We start from the raw sequence: 14,361 nt of genomic DNA, 5'->3' as shown, positions 1-14,361 counted from the left end.
ACAAACAGACCCGCGTCTGATCGTCAGTCCCTTGATGGCGTTTCGGCATCCTTATCGTTGTTGGTCGTCTGTCGCTTCGATTCCGCATCGGGCGTGTCATTCGACATCGCCTCATCGAGGACATCCACCGTCGAACAACCGGCCGACTCCGCTTCATTGTCGATCGGCGCAACCGCCGGTTCGTCGTCGCCGACCTCGTCCGCGAGCTTCAGAATCGGTCCGCTCGACGGCCGCACCCTGAGATTGGAATCCGACTGAGCACAGCCGTTCGACATGTCGCTCGATGACGCTTCATCGTTGTCCGATTCGATTGATGTCGTCTTCGCATTCCGCCTGCTGAAGGCGTCAATCTCCGCGGCCAGGGTGTCGAGCGAGCCATGACGGCTATCGACCTCGGCATCCTCTTCCGATGCCTGGTAAATTCCCGTGAATTCCGAAGCGATTCTCCGCAGGGACGCATCGATCGGATCGTTGGCCTCGCGGGCCGCCTTCAGATGCGCATGATTCAGGCCAGCCAGTTCCTGCACCTTGGTGTCGAGATCCATCCGCCGCGACTCCAGTTCGGCCTCTATTTCGGACAGCCTCACACTAAGTACTTGCTCAATGTTTCCGGCGGTTTTTTCCAATTCGCCTCGCGCCGATTCCTCGATCGCCATGCGTTGGGCACGCAATTCGGCCTCGCGAGCCTCCAGATCGGCCTGCTGACGGACCATTTCCTTTTCGATGGCGAGCCGTTTTTCTCGAGCAGCCTTGGCGAGCTGGGCGGCTTTTCGCTTGAGTTGGGTCTGCCGGGCGAGCAATCGCTGGCGTTCCAATTCCAGCTTGTGCAGCAAGGCTCGCTCCCGGGTCTCCAGGCCTTCCTGCAATTCGTCGATCGCCTCGGCCTCCCGAACGAGGTCCTGATGCAGGCGCTCGCTTTCCGAGAGCCGGTCGCGAATGACGGCCTCGTCGGCATCCAGTGCTTTCAACCTCGCGAGAAGCGGCGCGCGCTCCTTGCGGATGGCGTCTCGAGCCTTGGTGAGCGAGCGGAATCGATCTTCGAGCGACTTTTCGCGAGATTGGAGTTTTTCCTGTCGCCGGGTCAGTGTGCGTCGCTGGCGTTCCGTTTCAAATCGGAGCGTCTCGACCAGCGCTTCGCCGCGTTCAATTTCCTTGCGTTCGGACTGGGCAACACGAATCAACTCGGCAACCCGATCCTCCAGCGTTTTGAGCGATTCCTCTTCCGCGTAGGAGCGCGGGTCGTTCAAGATTCGATCCGTTTCCTTTGCATTGAAGTCGGACAGTTCTTCAAGGTCGGCAGCTCCGCTCAACAGCCGCCGGACGCTTGACTCGTTGGCCACATATTCGACGAACGCCCGCTGCGCCGGCTCGTCGTGGACTTCCAGCACGTTTCCTGAATCACTCCGGCCATCCAACGCGACGGACTTGCCGGGCGCATCATCCTCCGATTTCTTCCCGGACCTGGCCGCTTCGACGAGCGCCTTGGCCTGCATCTGAAGCAAGGCTCGCTTCTCGCGGAGTCGATGGCGCTCGCGAAGGATTTCCTCGCGATGCTTCTCCGCCCGTGCGTCGAGCGCTTTCTGTGCGTCCGCGACACGGCGACGCATTTCGGCGGTTTTTCGCTGGAGTTGTTCGGCCTTGCGAAGAATCGCTTCCGGCGTCATGCCGGTCGTCGATTCCGGCACTTCGCCGGCGACCTCGTGTACGTCGTTCGCAGCCTGCTCGTCCGCAGATTCGTCGCGACCCGGCCCACACTCGGCGCGAGCCTCCATTTCGGCCATCTCGGCCAGATCGGCGCCGGCCGTCTCAACGATCCGATTGAAATAATTGGGGCGATTCGTCTTGACCAATCCGGTCTCTCGCGAATGCGTCTGCCCCGGAAGACTTTCGAAATCCCTGTCACTCTCGCCGGGCTGTGCCGTCGATTCCGCCGGCATGTCGCCGTCGCGGGCAGCAAAGCGCGCCGCGATCAACCCGGGGGTGCCCGGCTTCGGAGCGGGTTCCGCCTCCAGGCCATCCGAGAATCGTCCGCCGGCAGCCTGCTCCAAAGTCGGCTCGCTCTCAATTTCGAAAACGAACTCGTACGATCCAGCGCCAACCGTGCAGCCGTCGGCCAGCAGCGCGGTTGCAATCGGCCTGCCGTTAACGAACGAAAGGCGATCGCCGGTAAGATCGCGTGCCAGCGGACCATGATCGCTCCAGACGATCAGGCAATGCCGCGGCATGACGCCGGGATCCTTCAATACAATATCACTACCGCCGTCGCTCCCGATCAGCAGCACGGGATCGATACTGGTTACAAGTCCAATTTCATCGTCTCCGCGCAGTGCGAAGATCGGCTGCGTCATTCCGGAGCGAGCGACCTCTTCGTCGATCTCGACGTGAAACTCAAAGGGGCCGACCTGGACCTTGTCGCCCGAGGTCAGCCTTGCCCATCGCACCAATCTTCCATTAAGCATCGCGCCGCCACGGGCTCCGAGATCACAGAGGTAGCCCGAGCCGGCGTATTTGACGATCGCCGCATGCGCATCGGCGACATCCGGTGCCTCGAGTATGACATCGCACCAATCGCCCGATCCAAGAATCGAGACGGCATGATTCAATTCGCAGGCCTGTCGAGGCCCGCCTCCACCTGAAGCAACCAGACGGAGTCCCCTGCAAAGCGCCGATGTGAATTCCTGAGTTGTGCTCACGGGCCGAATTCCTCATCCATGATGAACCGCGGGTCGAACAATCCGTGCTCGACCGTGGAGCGAACGTCCCTGCCAACGACCAGTTTGCGCATCCGCTCGGCGGAGCTACGCCGGGGCCGGACCTCGCGCCAGAATCACTTATCACAACGGCCGTTTGGCCCGATAAAGGCGAGCGCAAAACGAGAACAGGTCGATCCCGAAGCAAACAACGGCCATTTAAGCATTTATCGGACGAATGCAGCGCCCGCCAATACTCGCGAATCCGGCAAGATTTGCGCGTTCGAGACAAGTTGTTCGGGGTGTGACGGCGGCTGTTTTGACCCCGGCAGGGAGGAATGCTCAGGCTTCGACAAGATTTGATCCGTTTTGACAAGCCTTGACGACCGGCCGGTCCGAGCGTCCCGGCCGACGGCCGGTTCACCGCAATCGGGGGATTTTTTGAAATCGGACCGCTCTTCGGTGGATTTTCAAGCCGGCTTCGAGGGAGCTGGTGTGGCCGGCAGGACCTGGCGAACCGCAGGCCCCACGCCCGGCGTGCGGAACTGCTGCTCCTGATTGAGCAGGTCGAGCAGATAGTACATCGTCAGGCCGACACCGATGAAACCGCCGATGATGGCGGCCAGAACGGCGATCGACACACCTTTCTTCGCGGCCTTAACCCGATGCAACGGGTCTTCAACGGCGCAGGCCTGCAGCGCCGCCGCAAGCTCGTCCGCGTTCTGAAATCGCTGCGCCGGATCCATTGCCAGGCACTTGCGCAACAGTTGGCGTCCGCGCGCAGTGAGCCCCTTGATTTCCTCGAGCTTCGGGTCGGGCGGATTCTGATGCAGCGAGATGACTTCGCTCTTCGACTTGCCGTGGATCAGCGGCCGACCGGTCATCGCGAAAAGCATGACCAGGCCGAAACTATAGATATCACTTTGGGCGGTGGTCGCTTGCCCCTTGGCCGTTTCCGGTGCCACCCATCCCAGTGAGCCGACCGCCTTGCCGCGAAGTCGCTCGCTGACCGCTTCGTTTACGACGTCCGCCAATCCGAAGTCCATCAGCTTCAGATTACCGTGATCGTCGAACATGAGATTGCCGGGCTTGATGTCGCGGTGTATCACGCCGCGACGATGGGCCAGCGCCAGCGCTTTGGCCGGTCCGACCAGCCAGCCGAACAACTTTCGGGGTTCGATGATTCCCTCGCGGTCGACGAACTCCTTGAGGGTGCCGCCTTCCATCAACTCGAGCGAGAGAAATACATACCCGTCGTGCTCTGAGACCTCATAGATCGACACCACCGACGGATGCTGCAACTTGGCGACGGCGCGGGCCTCTTGCATGAAGAGGTCCAGATTCAATCCGCCGCCCTTTGCCTCGTCGCGCTGCCGGGAGAGTATTTTCAGGGCCACGTCCCTCCGGAGCGTGTCATCGTGGGCGCGCCAGACGACCCCCATTCCACCGTAGCCGAGCAGCGAACGCGCCCGATACCGACCGATTCGTTTGCCGGCCCAACTCATGTCGATTGCGACTGTGCCGCCGGCGGTGGGCGGCAGATCAGAGCTGCCGCGGTGCGGCCGGGTATCGGTGATGAACGGGGATCGATCGATATCGGAGAGTTGATCCGAACCCGAGCGCGCGTTCGGCGCAGCGCGAAGGTCCTCCATGGTGGCCCGCTCCGCGCGCCATTCGCGGCGACAATCCTTGCAGACGAGGCGCTTGCCGAGGAGCTTCGGCGCGATCTTGTATCCGCGCCGGCAATGCGGACACATCACCGCCACTCGCCGCTCGGGCTGCTTCTGTTGTTCAGTCTGGGTCTCGGCGTCCATCGTATGCTGTCGGATCCGGATCGTTCGTCGGCCGAAAGAGGCCAGGCCTTGATCGCGGGGCTCAGCGTCCTCGGACGATCTCCCCTTTCGATCATAGTCCCGCTCATTCGGGCCCGGCGCTTCGCACCGTTCAAGTGGAATCGGACGTGCCGGAATCGCGTCAATCGCGAATTCCGGATCACGCGTGCCGGATTAACCGTAATTCACTCGTCGTCCGATAGCCGAACGTGTCAGGTGGGTCGGCACGTCCCTGTGCAAGGCCGGGGCTTACAGTCGACCGCGCAGCTGCTTGAGAAATCCGAGCAGCACCGGACGAGGTAAGGCGGGCATTCCATACCCGGTGAGGTCTTCCGTCAACATCTCGTCGATGAGGATTGCGGCCAACCTTCGCTCGGCCCCCAGCTGGCTGGCGAGTTTTTCGGCTTTTTCGAGGTTTGCCGAACACATTGATTCGACATATGACACGATCAGTCCGGCAAGGTGCTTTTTGGATGAGCCGGTTGAGTACACGCCGCTGTCGCTGGTGGATGCTCGACCTCCCGATGGGGTTGAAGCGGCGGACTCGGTCGGCAATCCATCCGGTCGCTTGAAGGCAGGCTTGCCGGCCATATCGCGATCCCGGGCGCGTTCCTTTAGGAGCTTCATTTGCAGTGCGGCGTCCTCCTGCGCGGACCTTTGCCGCCGCAACTCCTCAGTTTCGTCCAGGGGGGCGAGTGGAATCTCGCCCAGTTCGGCCTCCGCTCGCGGGACATAGTTCCGGCCTTTGCAGTGAGGGCACACGCCCATTCGTCCCGCTTCCGACTCCGTCGCCCGGATCAGGTGGTTGCAATGTTCGCAGTGAAATTCAATTGCCACGGAAGACTCCGTCGATGGAGGAGTGCCGCCCGAATCGACGACCGGATGACCGAATCACTCGTGATGCGATCCGCGACCGGCGGTCTCGTGGGACTGCCTCGCTCTCCAGATCAATCGTACCGGTATCTCCTCGAAGGGTAAAGCTTCGCGGATTCGCCGTTCGACAAACCGGCGATACTGATCGCGCATGAGTGCGGGGTTGTTCACGAACAACACGAGGGTCGGCGGACAGACAGATACCTGGGTGGCGTAATAGATTCGCGGCTGCGCACCATGCTTGTCGGACTGCGGCTGGGACGCCATCAGCACTTCCTCGACTGCACGATTGAGTTGCCCGGTGGTCACACGCGTGGAGGCCTGCTTGAACAGGCTGCGAGCGAGTTCGATCGCGGCTTTGGTGTTTCTGGCTTCGGTCGCCGTTGTAAACGCCAGCGGCGCATGGGCCATGTGTGGAAGGGTCTTCTCGATGTAGCCTGCGTAATCCTCTGCCGACGCGCGCCCTTTGGCGAGGTCCCACTTGTTCACAACGACCACGCAGGGCTTGAATTCCTGCACAATCATGTCCGCCAACTTCTTGTCCACATCCGTGATCGGGACGGTGGAATCGACAACGAAAAGAATGACATCGGCCCGCCGGATTGATGCGGTCGCGCGGGTATATCCATAAAACTCGATGTCTGTCTTGTGCTTGCTCTTCTTCTTCACTCCCGCGGTGTCAATTGCGATGAACTCCTGGCCGTCGAATTCAAACCGGACATCGACCGAATCGCGCGTGGTTCCCGGCACTTCGCTGACAATGACCCGCTCGACTCCGGCCAGCGCATTGATGAATGAACTTTTGCCGACATTTCGCCGCCCGACGAGCGCGACGCGCATGACCGGGTTCGGCCGCTCGGTCGCGGACTGGTCACCAAGTCTCTCCAGGATTCGATCAAGGAGCCCTCGCCGATTGTGCCCATGCAGCGCCGAGACACACACCGGTTCGCCGAAACCCAGCGCGATGAACCGGCCCGCCTGCGATTCGTGCAGGGGCGCGTCCACCTTGTTGACGACGAGCTGGACCGGTCGTTTGACGTGACGCAGCATCTGGGCCACCTCGCTGTCGAGTGGCGTGATTTCGTCCATGACATCGACGACAAACAGCACGAGCGAAGCGCCGGCGATTGCGAGCTGGATCTGCCCTTCCACATGATCGGTCAGATTGTCGTGATCTTCGATGCCGTAGCCGCCGGTATCGACGAGTTCGAAGTATCGCTCCTCGTGCTCGATAATGGCGGCCACACGGTCCCTCGTAACGCCCGCGGTCGGATCGACGATGCTGATTCGCTCGCGGGCGAGCAGATTGAGAAGCGAACTCTTCCCGACGTTGGGGCGACCGACGATGGCGACCATTGGCAGTGACATGGCGGAGATTCTATCGCGCCGGGACGAACTTGGCACGCTGAGTCAGACCGACGATACTGATTGGATTGCGAAAGGTTTGTATCAGCGCATGGCAAAAGAACCCGGTCCAATGGAACGCGGCTCCGACGCGGAGGCATGGGAAGATGACGACATCGTGAGCAGTGGCGACGATGGGCCCTCCGATGCGTCGGCGACACGCGGCGACATCGACGCCGCCGTGGACGATCCCTTCGCGGACGCCGGCCCGCTCGAAGCGAGCGCTGCCGCCGAAGCGGGGCTCGATGACGACGATGTGGTTGAACGATTCCGCCCGGCGATGACGACGGACCCTCGGCGGGCCCGGATCGTGATTGCGCGGAAACTTCCCGGGCGGCGGCTGGACAAATATCTTCACGGCCGGTTTCGGCATATCTCGCGGTCAATGATCCAGCGTCAGATCAAACGCGGCGAAATCACCGTCAACGGGAAGCCCACGAAGAACAGCTATGAAATGGAAGCGGGTGATGTCATCGATATGGCATTTCCGGCGCCGGAACCCTATGAGGTGACGCCGGAGAACATCCCTCTCGATATTGTGTTCGAGGATGAATTTATCATCGCGATCAACAAGCCGGCCGGCATGATCGTTCACCCGGCGCGGCGCGAGCAGCGCGGCACGGTCGCAAACGCACTGGCGTACTACTCAAGCAGTCTGGCGAAGACGGATGATCCATTTCGGCCGGGTATCGTGCATCGACTTGATAAGAACACGACCGGGATCATGATCGTCGCGAAGACCGATGAAGCGCACTGGCGACTCTCTCTTCAGTTTGAACGACGTGAAACGGAGAAGGTGTACGTCGCGATTGTCCACGGCGCGCCCGAGTTCGACGAAGATGTGATTGACGTGCCGATCGGCCAGCATCCGACCGTTCATGATCGGTATATCGCCACGGGTTTCGCCGAGCGGATGGGCGGCAAGTTCGAGAAAAAGCTATTCAAGGAGGCCGTCACGCGCTATCGCGTGCTTGAGCGTTTTGCAGGATTCAGCCTTGTCGAGCTCTATCCAAAGACGGGACGGACTCACCAGCTACGCATCCACATGTCTCATATCAGGCATCCGATCGTCGGCGATCCGTTTTACGGCGGACGGAATATTTCACTCCGGCATGCGACGGGGAGGCCGACGGACTCCGATGAATTGCGGTGGAAGCGGCAGCTACTCCACGCCCATCGTCTGAAGGTGACCCATCCGATCACCAACAAGCCGCTGGAGGTGGTGGCGCCGCTCGCATCGGACATGCGGGAACTGCTGGAGGCCTTGCGGCAGTATGCCCGGCCATCCCAGCCGAACTTCAAAACGCGCAAGCGGTAAAGCCGTTCGCAAGGGGCATCGGCGATTTATTCGGGGTCCACGTCGGTTGGCTGTCCGACGATGGCGATGGCCGTGCGAATGTCCTTCAACCCGTTGCCCGTAATCACCGCGAGCGCGTCCTCGTGCGGAGCGATGACGCCGCTCGACACGGCGGCTTTCACACCCGCGACCGCCGCGGCAGCCGCCGGTTCGGCAAACATTCCGGCCAATCGCCCCGTCGCTTTCATTGCATCCGTAATTTCATCATCAGAAGCTCGAATGAATGAGCCGCCGGTTTCCCGAACATACTTCAGCGCCTTGCGCCAGTTGCGCGGCACCGGCACGTCGATGCTGTCGGCGATCGTCTGCCCGCGCACATCCTCCGGTAGCTTGCCATCGCCCTCGAAAGCCCGAACGATCGGATCCATTCCGGCGGCCTGGACTCCCAGCACACGTGGCACGCGTGAAATGTACCCGAGCTTGTGCATTTCGATCAGGCCTTTCGCGATGCCAGCAATGGTGCACCCGTCACCAACGCTTACCACGACCCAGTCCGGCTCGCGCCCGGCCGTTTGTTCGGCAATTTCGAGGCCGCAGGTTTTCTTTCCCTCGACCAGGTACGGATTGATTGCGCAGTTGCGGTTGTACCAGCCATGGGCGATGCACTCACGCGAGCATAGCTCATAGGCCTGTGCGTAGGTGCCTCGAACGCGGCGGACGTCCGCTCCGTAGATCATGAGTTGTGCGACCTTCGGTTCGGGCGCGCGCTGCGGCACGAAGATGGTGGATGCAATCCCCGCCATCGCCGCGTAGCCGGCACAACTGCTTGCGGCGTTGCCGGTCGATGCGCATGCGATGCGTTGGGCGTTTTGCTGTTTGGCGAGCAGGACGCCGACGCTCGACGCGCGATCTTTGAAGCTGCTCGTCGGGTTCCGACCGTCATCCTTCAGTCGCAGCCGCGACACCCCGGCCCATGCAGCAAGCCGTGGCGCCTCGACGATCGGCGTCCAACCGACGGGCCAGGAGAATGCCTCGTCGTCGAGTTCGATCGGCAGCAACTCGTGATACCGCCAGTGGTTCGGGGGGCGGTTTGCCAGCGATTCGCGGGTCATGCTCTTGGCTACTCGCGAAAGATCGAACTGAATATCAAGAATCGAAAAAGGATCCACACAAACCGGACAGGTGCCGGCGGATTTCGGCGATGGCGCAAGCTCGCCGCACTTGATGCATTTGAACGACTCTACAAAACGCATGATCACCCGCACTGACTGCGGACTTGCCGCTCGTTTCGCGGAATTCCGCCATGAAAGCTTTCCCGCCCGGAACAGGTTGCCGCACGACGCGTCCATGTTCAGCGGGGTTCGCCGTTTGAGCAGATGCCGCTATCATATTGCCGACGTTGAAAGCGACAAACACCCCTGACCGAGTTCAGCCACCCAGGAAGGAGCCATCCGTGTCCCATCCCTTATTTGAAAAGCATCACGGCACACTCGAAAACGCCCGAAAAGCCGTCCGAGAGCGAGGCTACTGGAGCGCTTATCCGGAAGTGCCGAGCGGGAAGGTTTACGGCGAAACCGCCAAAGATGACGGGCTGACGGCGTTTCAGGCACGCCTCAACAAGCCGTTTGAAATCGATCAGCCTGGCACAAACGGCCGAGTCGGTGACGAGGTGTCGCCGTTCGGATTCAAGCTGGGCATCACCTACCCGAAAGCGGATCTGGATGTGCTCCTGCCCGCCGCGCAATCGGCCATGCCGAAATGGCGAGACGCAGGCATCGAAGCCCGTGTCGGTGTGTGCCTCGAGATACTTGCACGAATCAATCGGCGCAGCTTTGAGTTCGCCAATGCCGTGATGCACACAACCGGACAAGGCTTCATGATGGCGTTTCAGGCGGGCGGACCACACGCACAGGATCGCGGCCTCGAAGCCGTCGTGTATGCGTACGACGAGATGAGCCGCACGCCCGGCCAAACAACGTGGAGAAAACAGGTCGGCAAGGAGGAGTTCGTTACGCTGAAGAAGAGTTATCGCATCATGCCGCGCGGCGTCGGCGTGGTGATCGGGTGTTCAACCTTTCCGACGTGGAACGGCTATCCAGGCATCTTCGCGAGCCTTGCGACCGGCAACGCCGTCGTCGTTAAGCCGCACCCCGGCGCAATCCTGCCGCTGGCCATTTCGGTCGATATCGCGCGATCCGTTCTGAAGGAAAACGGCTTCGACCCGAATCTGATCACACTTGCGGCCGACTCGATTGCCTCGCCCATCGCGAAGGAACTCGTGATTCGCCCGGAGATCCGGATTGTCGATTACACGGGCAGTTCGTCATTCGGCGAGTGGATCGAGAAGAACGCGACACAGGCCGTGGTTTACACCGAGAAGGCCGGCGTGAACTCAATCATCCTGGACAGCGTTTCCGATCTGAAGTCCGTCACCGGGAATATCGCATTCTCGCTCAGTCTCTACAGCGGACAAATGTGCACGACGCCGCAGAACATCTTCATCCCCAAGAACGGAATCAAGGTTGGGGCCGAGACGCGGAGTTTTGATGACGTGGCGAAGGCACTGGTCGGCGCGGTCGATTGGTTCCTGGGTGATCCAAAGCGGGCAGCCGAGGTTCTCGGCGCGATCCAGAACGAAGCGACTTTGAAGCGCATTGACCAGGCTTCGGCCGAAGGGGCGGAGGTACTCCGCAAGAGCGCGCCGGTGGTCAACGAGGCGTTTCCCGAAGCGCGGGTCCGAACGCCGGTGATCATGAAGACCGACGCGGGCCGCAAGGACCTCTACTTCCGCGAGATGTTCGGACCCATTGTTTATCTGATCGCGACGGACTCAACACAGCAGAGCATCAAGCTTGCGGCGGAGAGTGCCCGCGAGAAGGGCGCAATTACCTGCGCGATCTACTCGACGGACGCAGCCGTGCTCGCCGATGCGGACAATATGATGACCGAGGCCGGCGTGCCCGTTTCCTGCAACCTCACGGGGCAAATCTGGGTGAACCAGGCCGCAGCATTCAGTGATTTTCATGTCAGCGGCTGCAATCCGTCCGGCAACGCCACGCTCTGTGACGGCGCATTTGTCGCCAATCGCTTTCGAATCGTGCAATCGCGAGTCCCCGCGTGAGCGAGCGGAGCATTGTCCATCGCGCCTGGATGGCGACTCCCGACTGGGTCTTTCGCGCGCTGGGCGCGGGTTTGTTCATTCTCCTGCTCGGTTCGGAATTCGCGGCGTTCTACCGATTACTGACGGAAACGCCCGACGGCCTGACCGGCGCCCTGCAGAAATTCGGACCTCACTACACCTCGCCCGACGGGCGCATGCTTTATGCTCCGTGGGGACGGCTGCTCGTTCTCGTGACGTTCACACTGATCGCGGTCTCTTTTCTCATTCGAACAACACCGAAGACCCGCGCGTCCGAACCCCGGCAGATCATCATCCCGCTCATCGCGGCCTTCTGGCCGTTCGCCCCGTTTGCAGTTCAGACGACGATCGCTCGATTTGCCTCCGATGCGGCCGGGCGGTACGAGGCGTTTCTGTTTGACTACGGCGATTGGACCGCCGGTCGCTTCCTGGGCGGCGTTATCTGTATTATTGTCGGGAATGCGCTGGACGTGTGGGCCTATGCAGTGCTGTGCCGGTCGCTGAGCATTGTCGCCGAACCGCGCGAGCTGAAGATCTCGGGACCGTACCGTCTCGTACGCCACCCGGTTTATCTGGGGCAGATCATCGCGCAAGGCGGCGTTTGGCTGTTTCTTGCCAACCGGCATGTCGTCTGGTGGGCATTCTATGCCGCCTTCGTTGCGATGCAGCTCTACCGAAGCAAGGTCGAGGATGAAGTGCTCGAAGAGGCCTTCGGCGAGCCTTACCGCGCGTGGAAGAAACGAACCTTCTGGTTTTTCTGATCGATGCCGGATTGCCGAGCGGTGCCGGCCTTTGCACTGTCCTTGCGGCCCATACCCCTTTTGCGACAATAGCGATTCATGCGCATCCTGCTGGTCGAAGACAATCAGAAGATGGCCCGATTCATTCGCCAAGGGCTCGTGGAACATGGCTATGCAGTGGACGTTGCCGCATCGGGCACTGACGGCGAGGAGATGGCCTGTACCGAACCATACGACCTGATCGTTCTTGATGTGATGCTTCCGGAACAGGACGGCGTCTCGGCCTGTCGCAACATTCGGCGGCGCGGCGTGAAAGTGCCCGTGCTGATGCTCACAGCGCTCTCGACAACGGGCGACAAAGTCCAGGGGCTCGACGCCGGAGCGGATGACTACCTCACGAAGCCCTTCGAGTTCGACGAATTGATCGCGCGAATTCGAGCCATGCTCCGTCGCGGACAGGCACAGGAGTCCAGCGCGCTTAAATTCGATGACCTCGAACTTGATCTGCTGAAGAGATCGGTCACACGCGCCGGACAAAAGATCAAGCTGACGTCCAAGGAATTCGCCCTGCTTGAGTATTTCATGCGGCACCCCGAACGAGTCCTCACTCGCACCAACATCGGCGAGCACGTCTGGGACATGAACTTCGATAGCGACAGCAACGTGATCGATGTTTATGTCAGCATGCTGCGACGAAAAATCGACAAGGGCTTCACTCGAAAGCTGATCCAGACGGTTGTCGGCACCGGTTACAAGCTGAGTCTCGAAGAATCTGAGGAATGATCACCTCGCCGCGGCCGCACTAGGCGGCGGTCACACCCCGGAGCGGCCCAACGCCGCCGGAGTTATTGCATCGTGTGGCGCCACGTCCAGACACTTCGATTCAAGCTCGCCGGACTGTACCTGCTGGTATTCAGCGCAATTCTCACAACGCTGACGGCCATCATCCTGAACATCTCCCAGGGCAATCTGCGACGCGACTTTGACAGTCGTTTACAGACTGCCGCCGAGGCCATGGTGGACAAAATCGAAAAGCGGAGCGAGGAGGTTTCGTCCGAATCGACTTCCGGTATTCCGGCTGAGAATCCGCTTGAACTGATCAATCCGTTCCGATTTCCGGGTTACTATTTTCAACTACGCCGCGATAACGGGAAGATCGAATATCGCTCGCCGAATCTCGGCCGTGTTCAACTTCCCTGGAATGATGACATGGCCGCTGCCCGATTGGCGGGTTCGCCGGTATTCGTGACGCTGCGCGACGCGGATGCCGCTGCGTTGATCGGCAACCCCGGTGAGGTCCGGCTGCTCACGATCTACCGGGAATCGCAGAGGACGCCGTTCTTTCTTCAAGTCGCCGTCAATCGCCGTTCCGTGAATGAAGCGGTCGCGGATCTGCGGCGATTGTTTCTTGCCCTGGTGCCAAGCGGTCTCTTTGTCGCCGCCGTGGCATCATGGTTTCTGGCGGGCCGTTCGCTCCGGCCGCTGCACAAGGTGCGGCAAATTGCGGAAAGCCTCAGTGTGCAGGATCTCTCACAGCGCTTTGAGCAGCCCCCGGGCCGCGATGAAGTGGCCGTCATGGTCGAGACCATCAACAAGATGCTTGATCGCCTTCATGACGCATTTATGGCGCAGGAGCGCTTCATTGCCCATGCATCACACGAGTTGAAGACACCGCTTTCGGTGTTGCTGGGCGAATCGCAGGTCATCATCCAGAAAGCGAGGTCGGTGGAAGAGTACGAGCGTTTTGTCGGCAGCGTTCAGGAAGAAGTCCGCTCGCTTGCCCAAATGGTTGACAGCGTCCTGACGCTCGCTCGCGCTGAGGCAGGTCTTCCCATGTCGACGGCCGATGAAGTGTCGCTCAATGAGGTGATCATCGAGGCCGTGGAACAATGTCAGCCTCAGGCGCGCACCCACGAAGTGCGGATCGTGCCGCATCTGGCGCTGCCGGTCGGCGACGATCCGGAATCAACGATCATTGGCGACGGCGACCTGCTCCGGCTGATGTTCGCGAATCTCATTCGCAATGCAATCCGCTACACACCGAGGGGCGCGGCGATTGACATCGTGGTGAAACTGGAGCCGGGCGCGGCGCTCGTCGCGGTGCGAGACTGCGGACCGGGTATCCCGCCCGAGTATATCGACCGCATTTTTGACCGCTTTTTTCGTGTGCCTGAGAAGGACGGGGCCTTCAAGGGGGTCGGCCTCGGGCTGACCATCGTGAGAGGCATCGCACAATTGCACGGCGGGTCCGCGGTGGCCGGAAACCGCCCCGAAGGCGGATGCGAATTCACAATCCGACTTCCACTCTCAAAGAAACGAAGCCCATCCTAGGCCGCGGAAGAACCCTCCTTGTTCTTAATGAATCTTGGTTTAGAGCGCCCACAAT

Annotated in this window: 10 protein-coding genes; 5 read left to right on the top strand and 5 right to left on the bottom strand. The window is 60.6% G+C overall.

What is annotated here, in order from left to right:
• Positions 1-23 precede the first annotated feature (23 nt).
• From KF841_09165 to der, 4 genes are all read right to left on the bottom strand, one after another.
• Positions 24-2,693: an FHA domain-containing protein gene (locus tag KF841_09165; GenBank protein ID MBX3395525.1), complete on the bottom strand. Its 2,670-nt coding sequence runs from the start codon at positions 2,691-2,693 to the stop codon at positions 24-26.
• Between the two features lie 467 nt (positions 2,694-3,160).
• The gene (locus KF841_09160) at positions 3,161-4,504 is read right to left on the bottom strand and encodes a serine/threonine protein kinase (GenBank protein MBX3395524.1); all 1,344 of its coding nucleotides are present in this window, start codon (positions 4,502-4,504) and stop codon (positions 3,161-3,163) included.
• Between the two features lie 267 nt (positions 4,505-4,771).
• Complete coding sequence (locus KF841_09155; GenBank protein ID MBX3395523.1) at positions 4,772-5,359, bottom strand: hypothetical protein; 588 nt, start codon at positions 5,357-5,359, stop codon at positions 4,772-4,774.
• A 54-nt stretch (positions 5,360-5,413) separates the two neighbouring features.
• Complete coding sequence (der, locus tag KF841_09150) at positions 5,414-6,763, bottom strand: ribosome biogenesis GTPase Der (GenBank protein MBX3395522.1); 1,350 nt, start codon at positions 6,761-6,763, stop codon at positions 5,414-5,416.
• Between der and KF841_09145 the strand changes: the two genes are divergently transcribed.
• Complete coding sequence (locus tag KF841_09145) at positions 6,741-8,117, top strand: RluA family pseudouridine synthase (GenBank protein ID MBX3395521.1); 1,377 nt, start codon at positions 6,741-6,743, stop codon at positions 8,115-8,117. The two genes, der and KF841_09145, sit on opposite strands and share 23 nt — an antisense overlap.
• A gap of 26 nt (positions 8,118-8,143) precedes the next feature.
• On the opposite strand, the gene thrC is transcribed toward KF841_09145, so the two are convergent.
• A complete protein-coding gene (gene thrC, locus KF841_09140; GenBank protein ID MBX3395520.1) occupies positions 8,144-9,349 on the bottom strand; it encodes a threonine synthase in 1,206 nt (401 codons plus the stop codon).
• 200 nt (positions 9,350-9,549) lie between these two features.
• Between thrC and paaN the strand changes: the two genes are divergently transcribed.
• The 4 genes from paaN (at position 9,550) to KF841_09120 (ending at position 14,306) form a co-directional block, all read left to right on the top strand.
• Positions 9,550-11,217: a phenylacetic acid degradation protein PaaN gene (paaN, locus tag KF841_09135; protein ID MBX3395519.1), complete on the top strand. Its 1,668-nt coding sequence runs from the start codon at positions 9,550-9,552 to the stop codon at positions 11,215-11,217.
• The gene (locus tag KF841_09130; GenBank protein MBX3395518.1) at positions 11,214-11,996 is read left to right on the top strand and encodes an isoprenylcysteine carboxylmethyltransferase family protein; all 783 of its coding nucleotides are present in this window, start codon (positions 11,214-11,216) and stop codon (positions 11,994-11,996) included. Before paaN ends, KF841_09130 begins: the two co-directional genes overlap by 4 nt.
• Before the next feature lie 78 nt (positions 11,997-12,074).
• On the top strand, positions 12,075-12,758 hold the full coding sequence (locus tag KF841_09125) for a response regulator transcription factor (protein MBX3395517.1): 684 nt from the start codon (positions 12,075-12,077) through the stop codon (positions 12,756-12,758).
• Positions 12,759-12,830: 72 nt separating this feature from the next.
• The gene (locus tag KF841_09120) at positions 12,831-14,306 is read left to right on the top strand and encodes a HAMP domain-containing protein (GenBank protein ID MBX3395516.1); all 1,476 of its coding nucleotides are present in this window, start codon (positions 12,831-12,833) and stop codon (positions 14,304-14,306) included.
• Positions 14,307-14,361 lie beyond the last annotated feature (55 nt).

The organism is Phycisphaerae bacterium, assembly GCA_019636475.1.
Classification (GTDB): Bacteria; Planctomycetota; Phycisphaerae; order UBA1845; family UTPLA1; genus JADJRI01.
Note: the sequence above shows the minus strand (reverse complement) of the source record. Positions and strands in the feature narration are given on the sequence as shown.

Coding starts and splice junctions, on each gene's coding strand:
- KF841_09145 (MBX3395521.1), top strand. CDS start 6,741: ATGGCGACCATTGGCAGTGACATGGCGGAGATTCTATCGCGCCGGGAC.
- der (MBX3395522.1), bottom strand. CDS start 6,763: ATGTCACTGCCAATGGTCGCCATCGTCGGTCGCCCCAACGTCGGGAAG.
- thrC (MBX3395520.1), bottom strand. CDS start 9,349: ATGCGTTTTGTAGAGTCGTTCAAATGCATCAAGTGCGGCGAGCTTGCG.
- KF841_09125 (MBX3395517.1), top strand. CDS start 12,075: ATGCGCATCCTGCTGGTCGAAGACAATCAGAAGATGGCCCGATTCATT.
- KF841_09160 (MBX3395524.1), bottom strand. CDS start 4,504: ATGGACGCCGAGACCCAGACTGAACAACAGAAGCAGCCCGAGCGGCGA.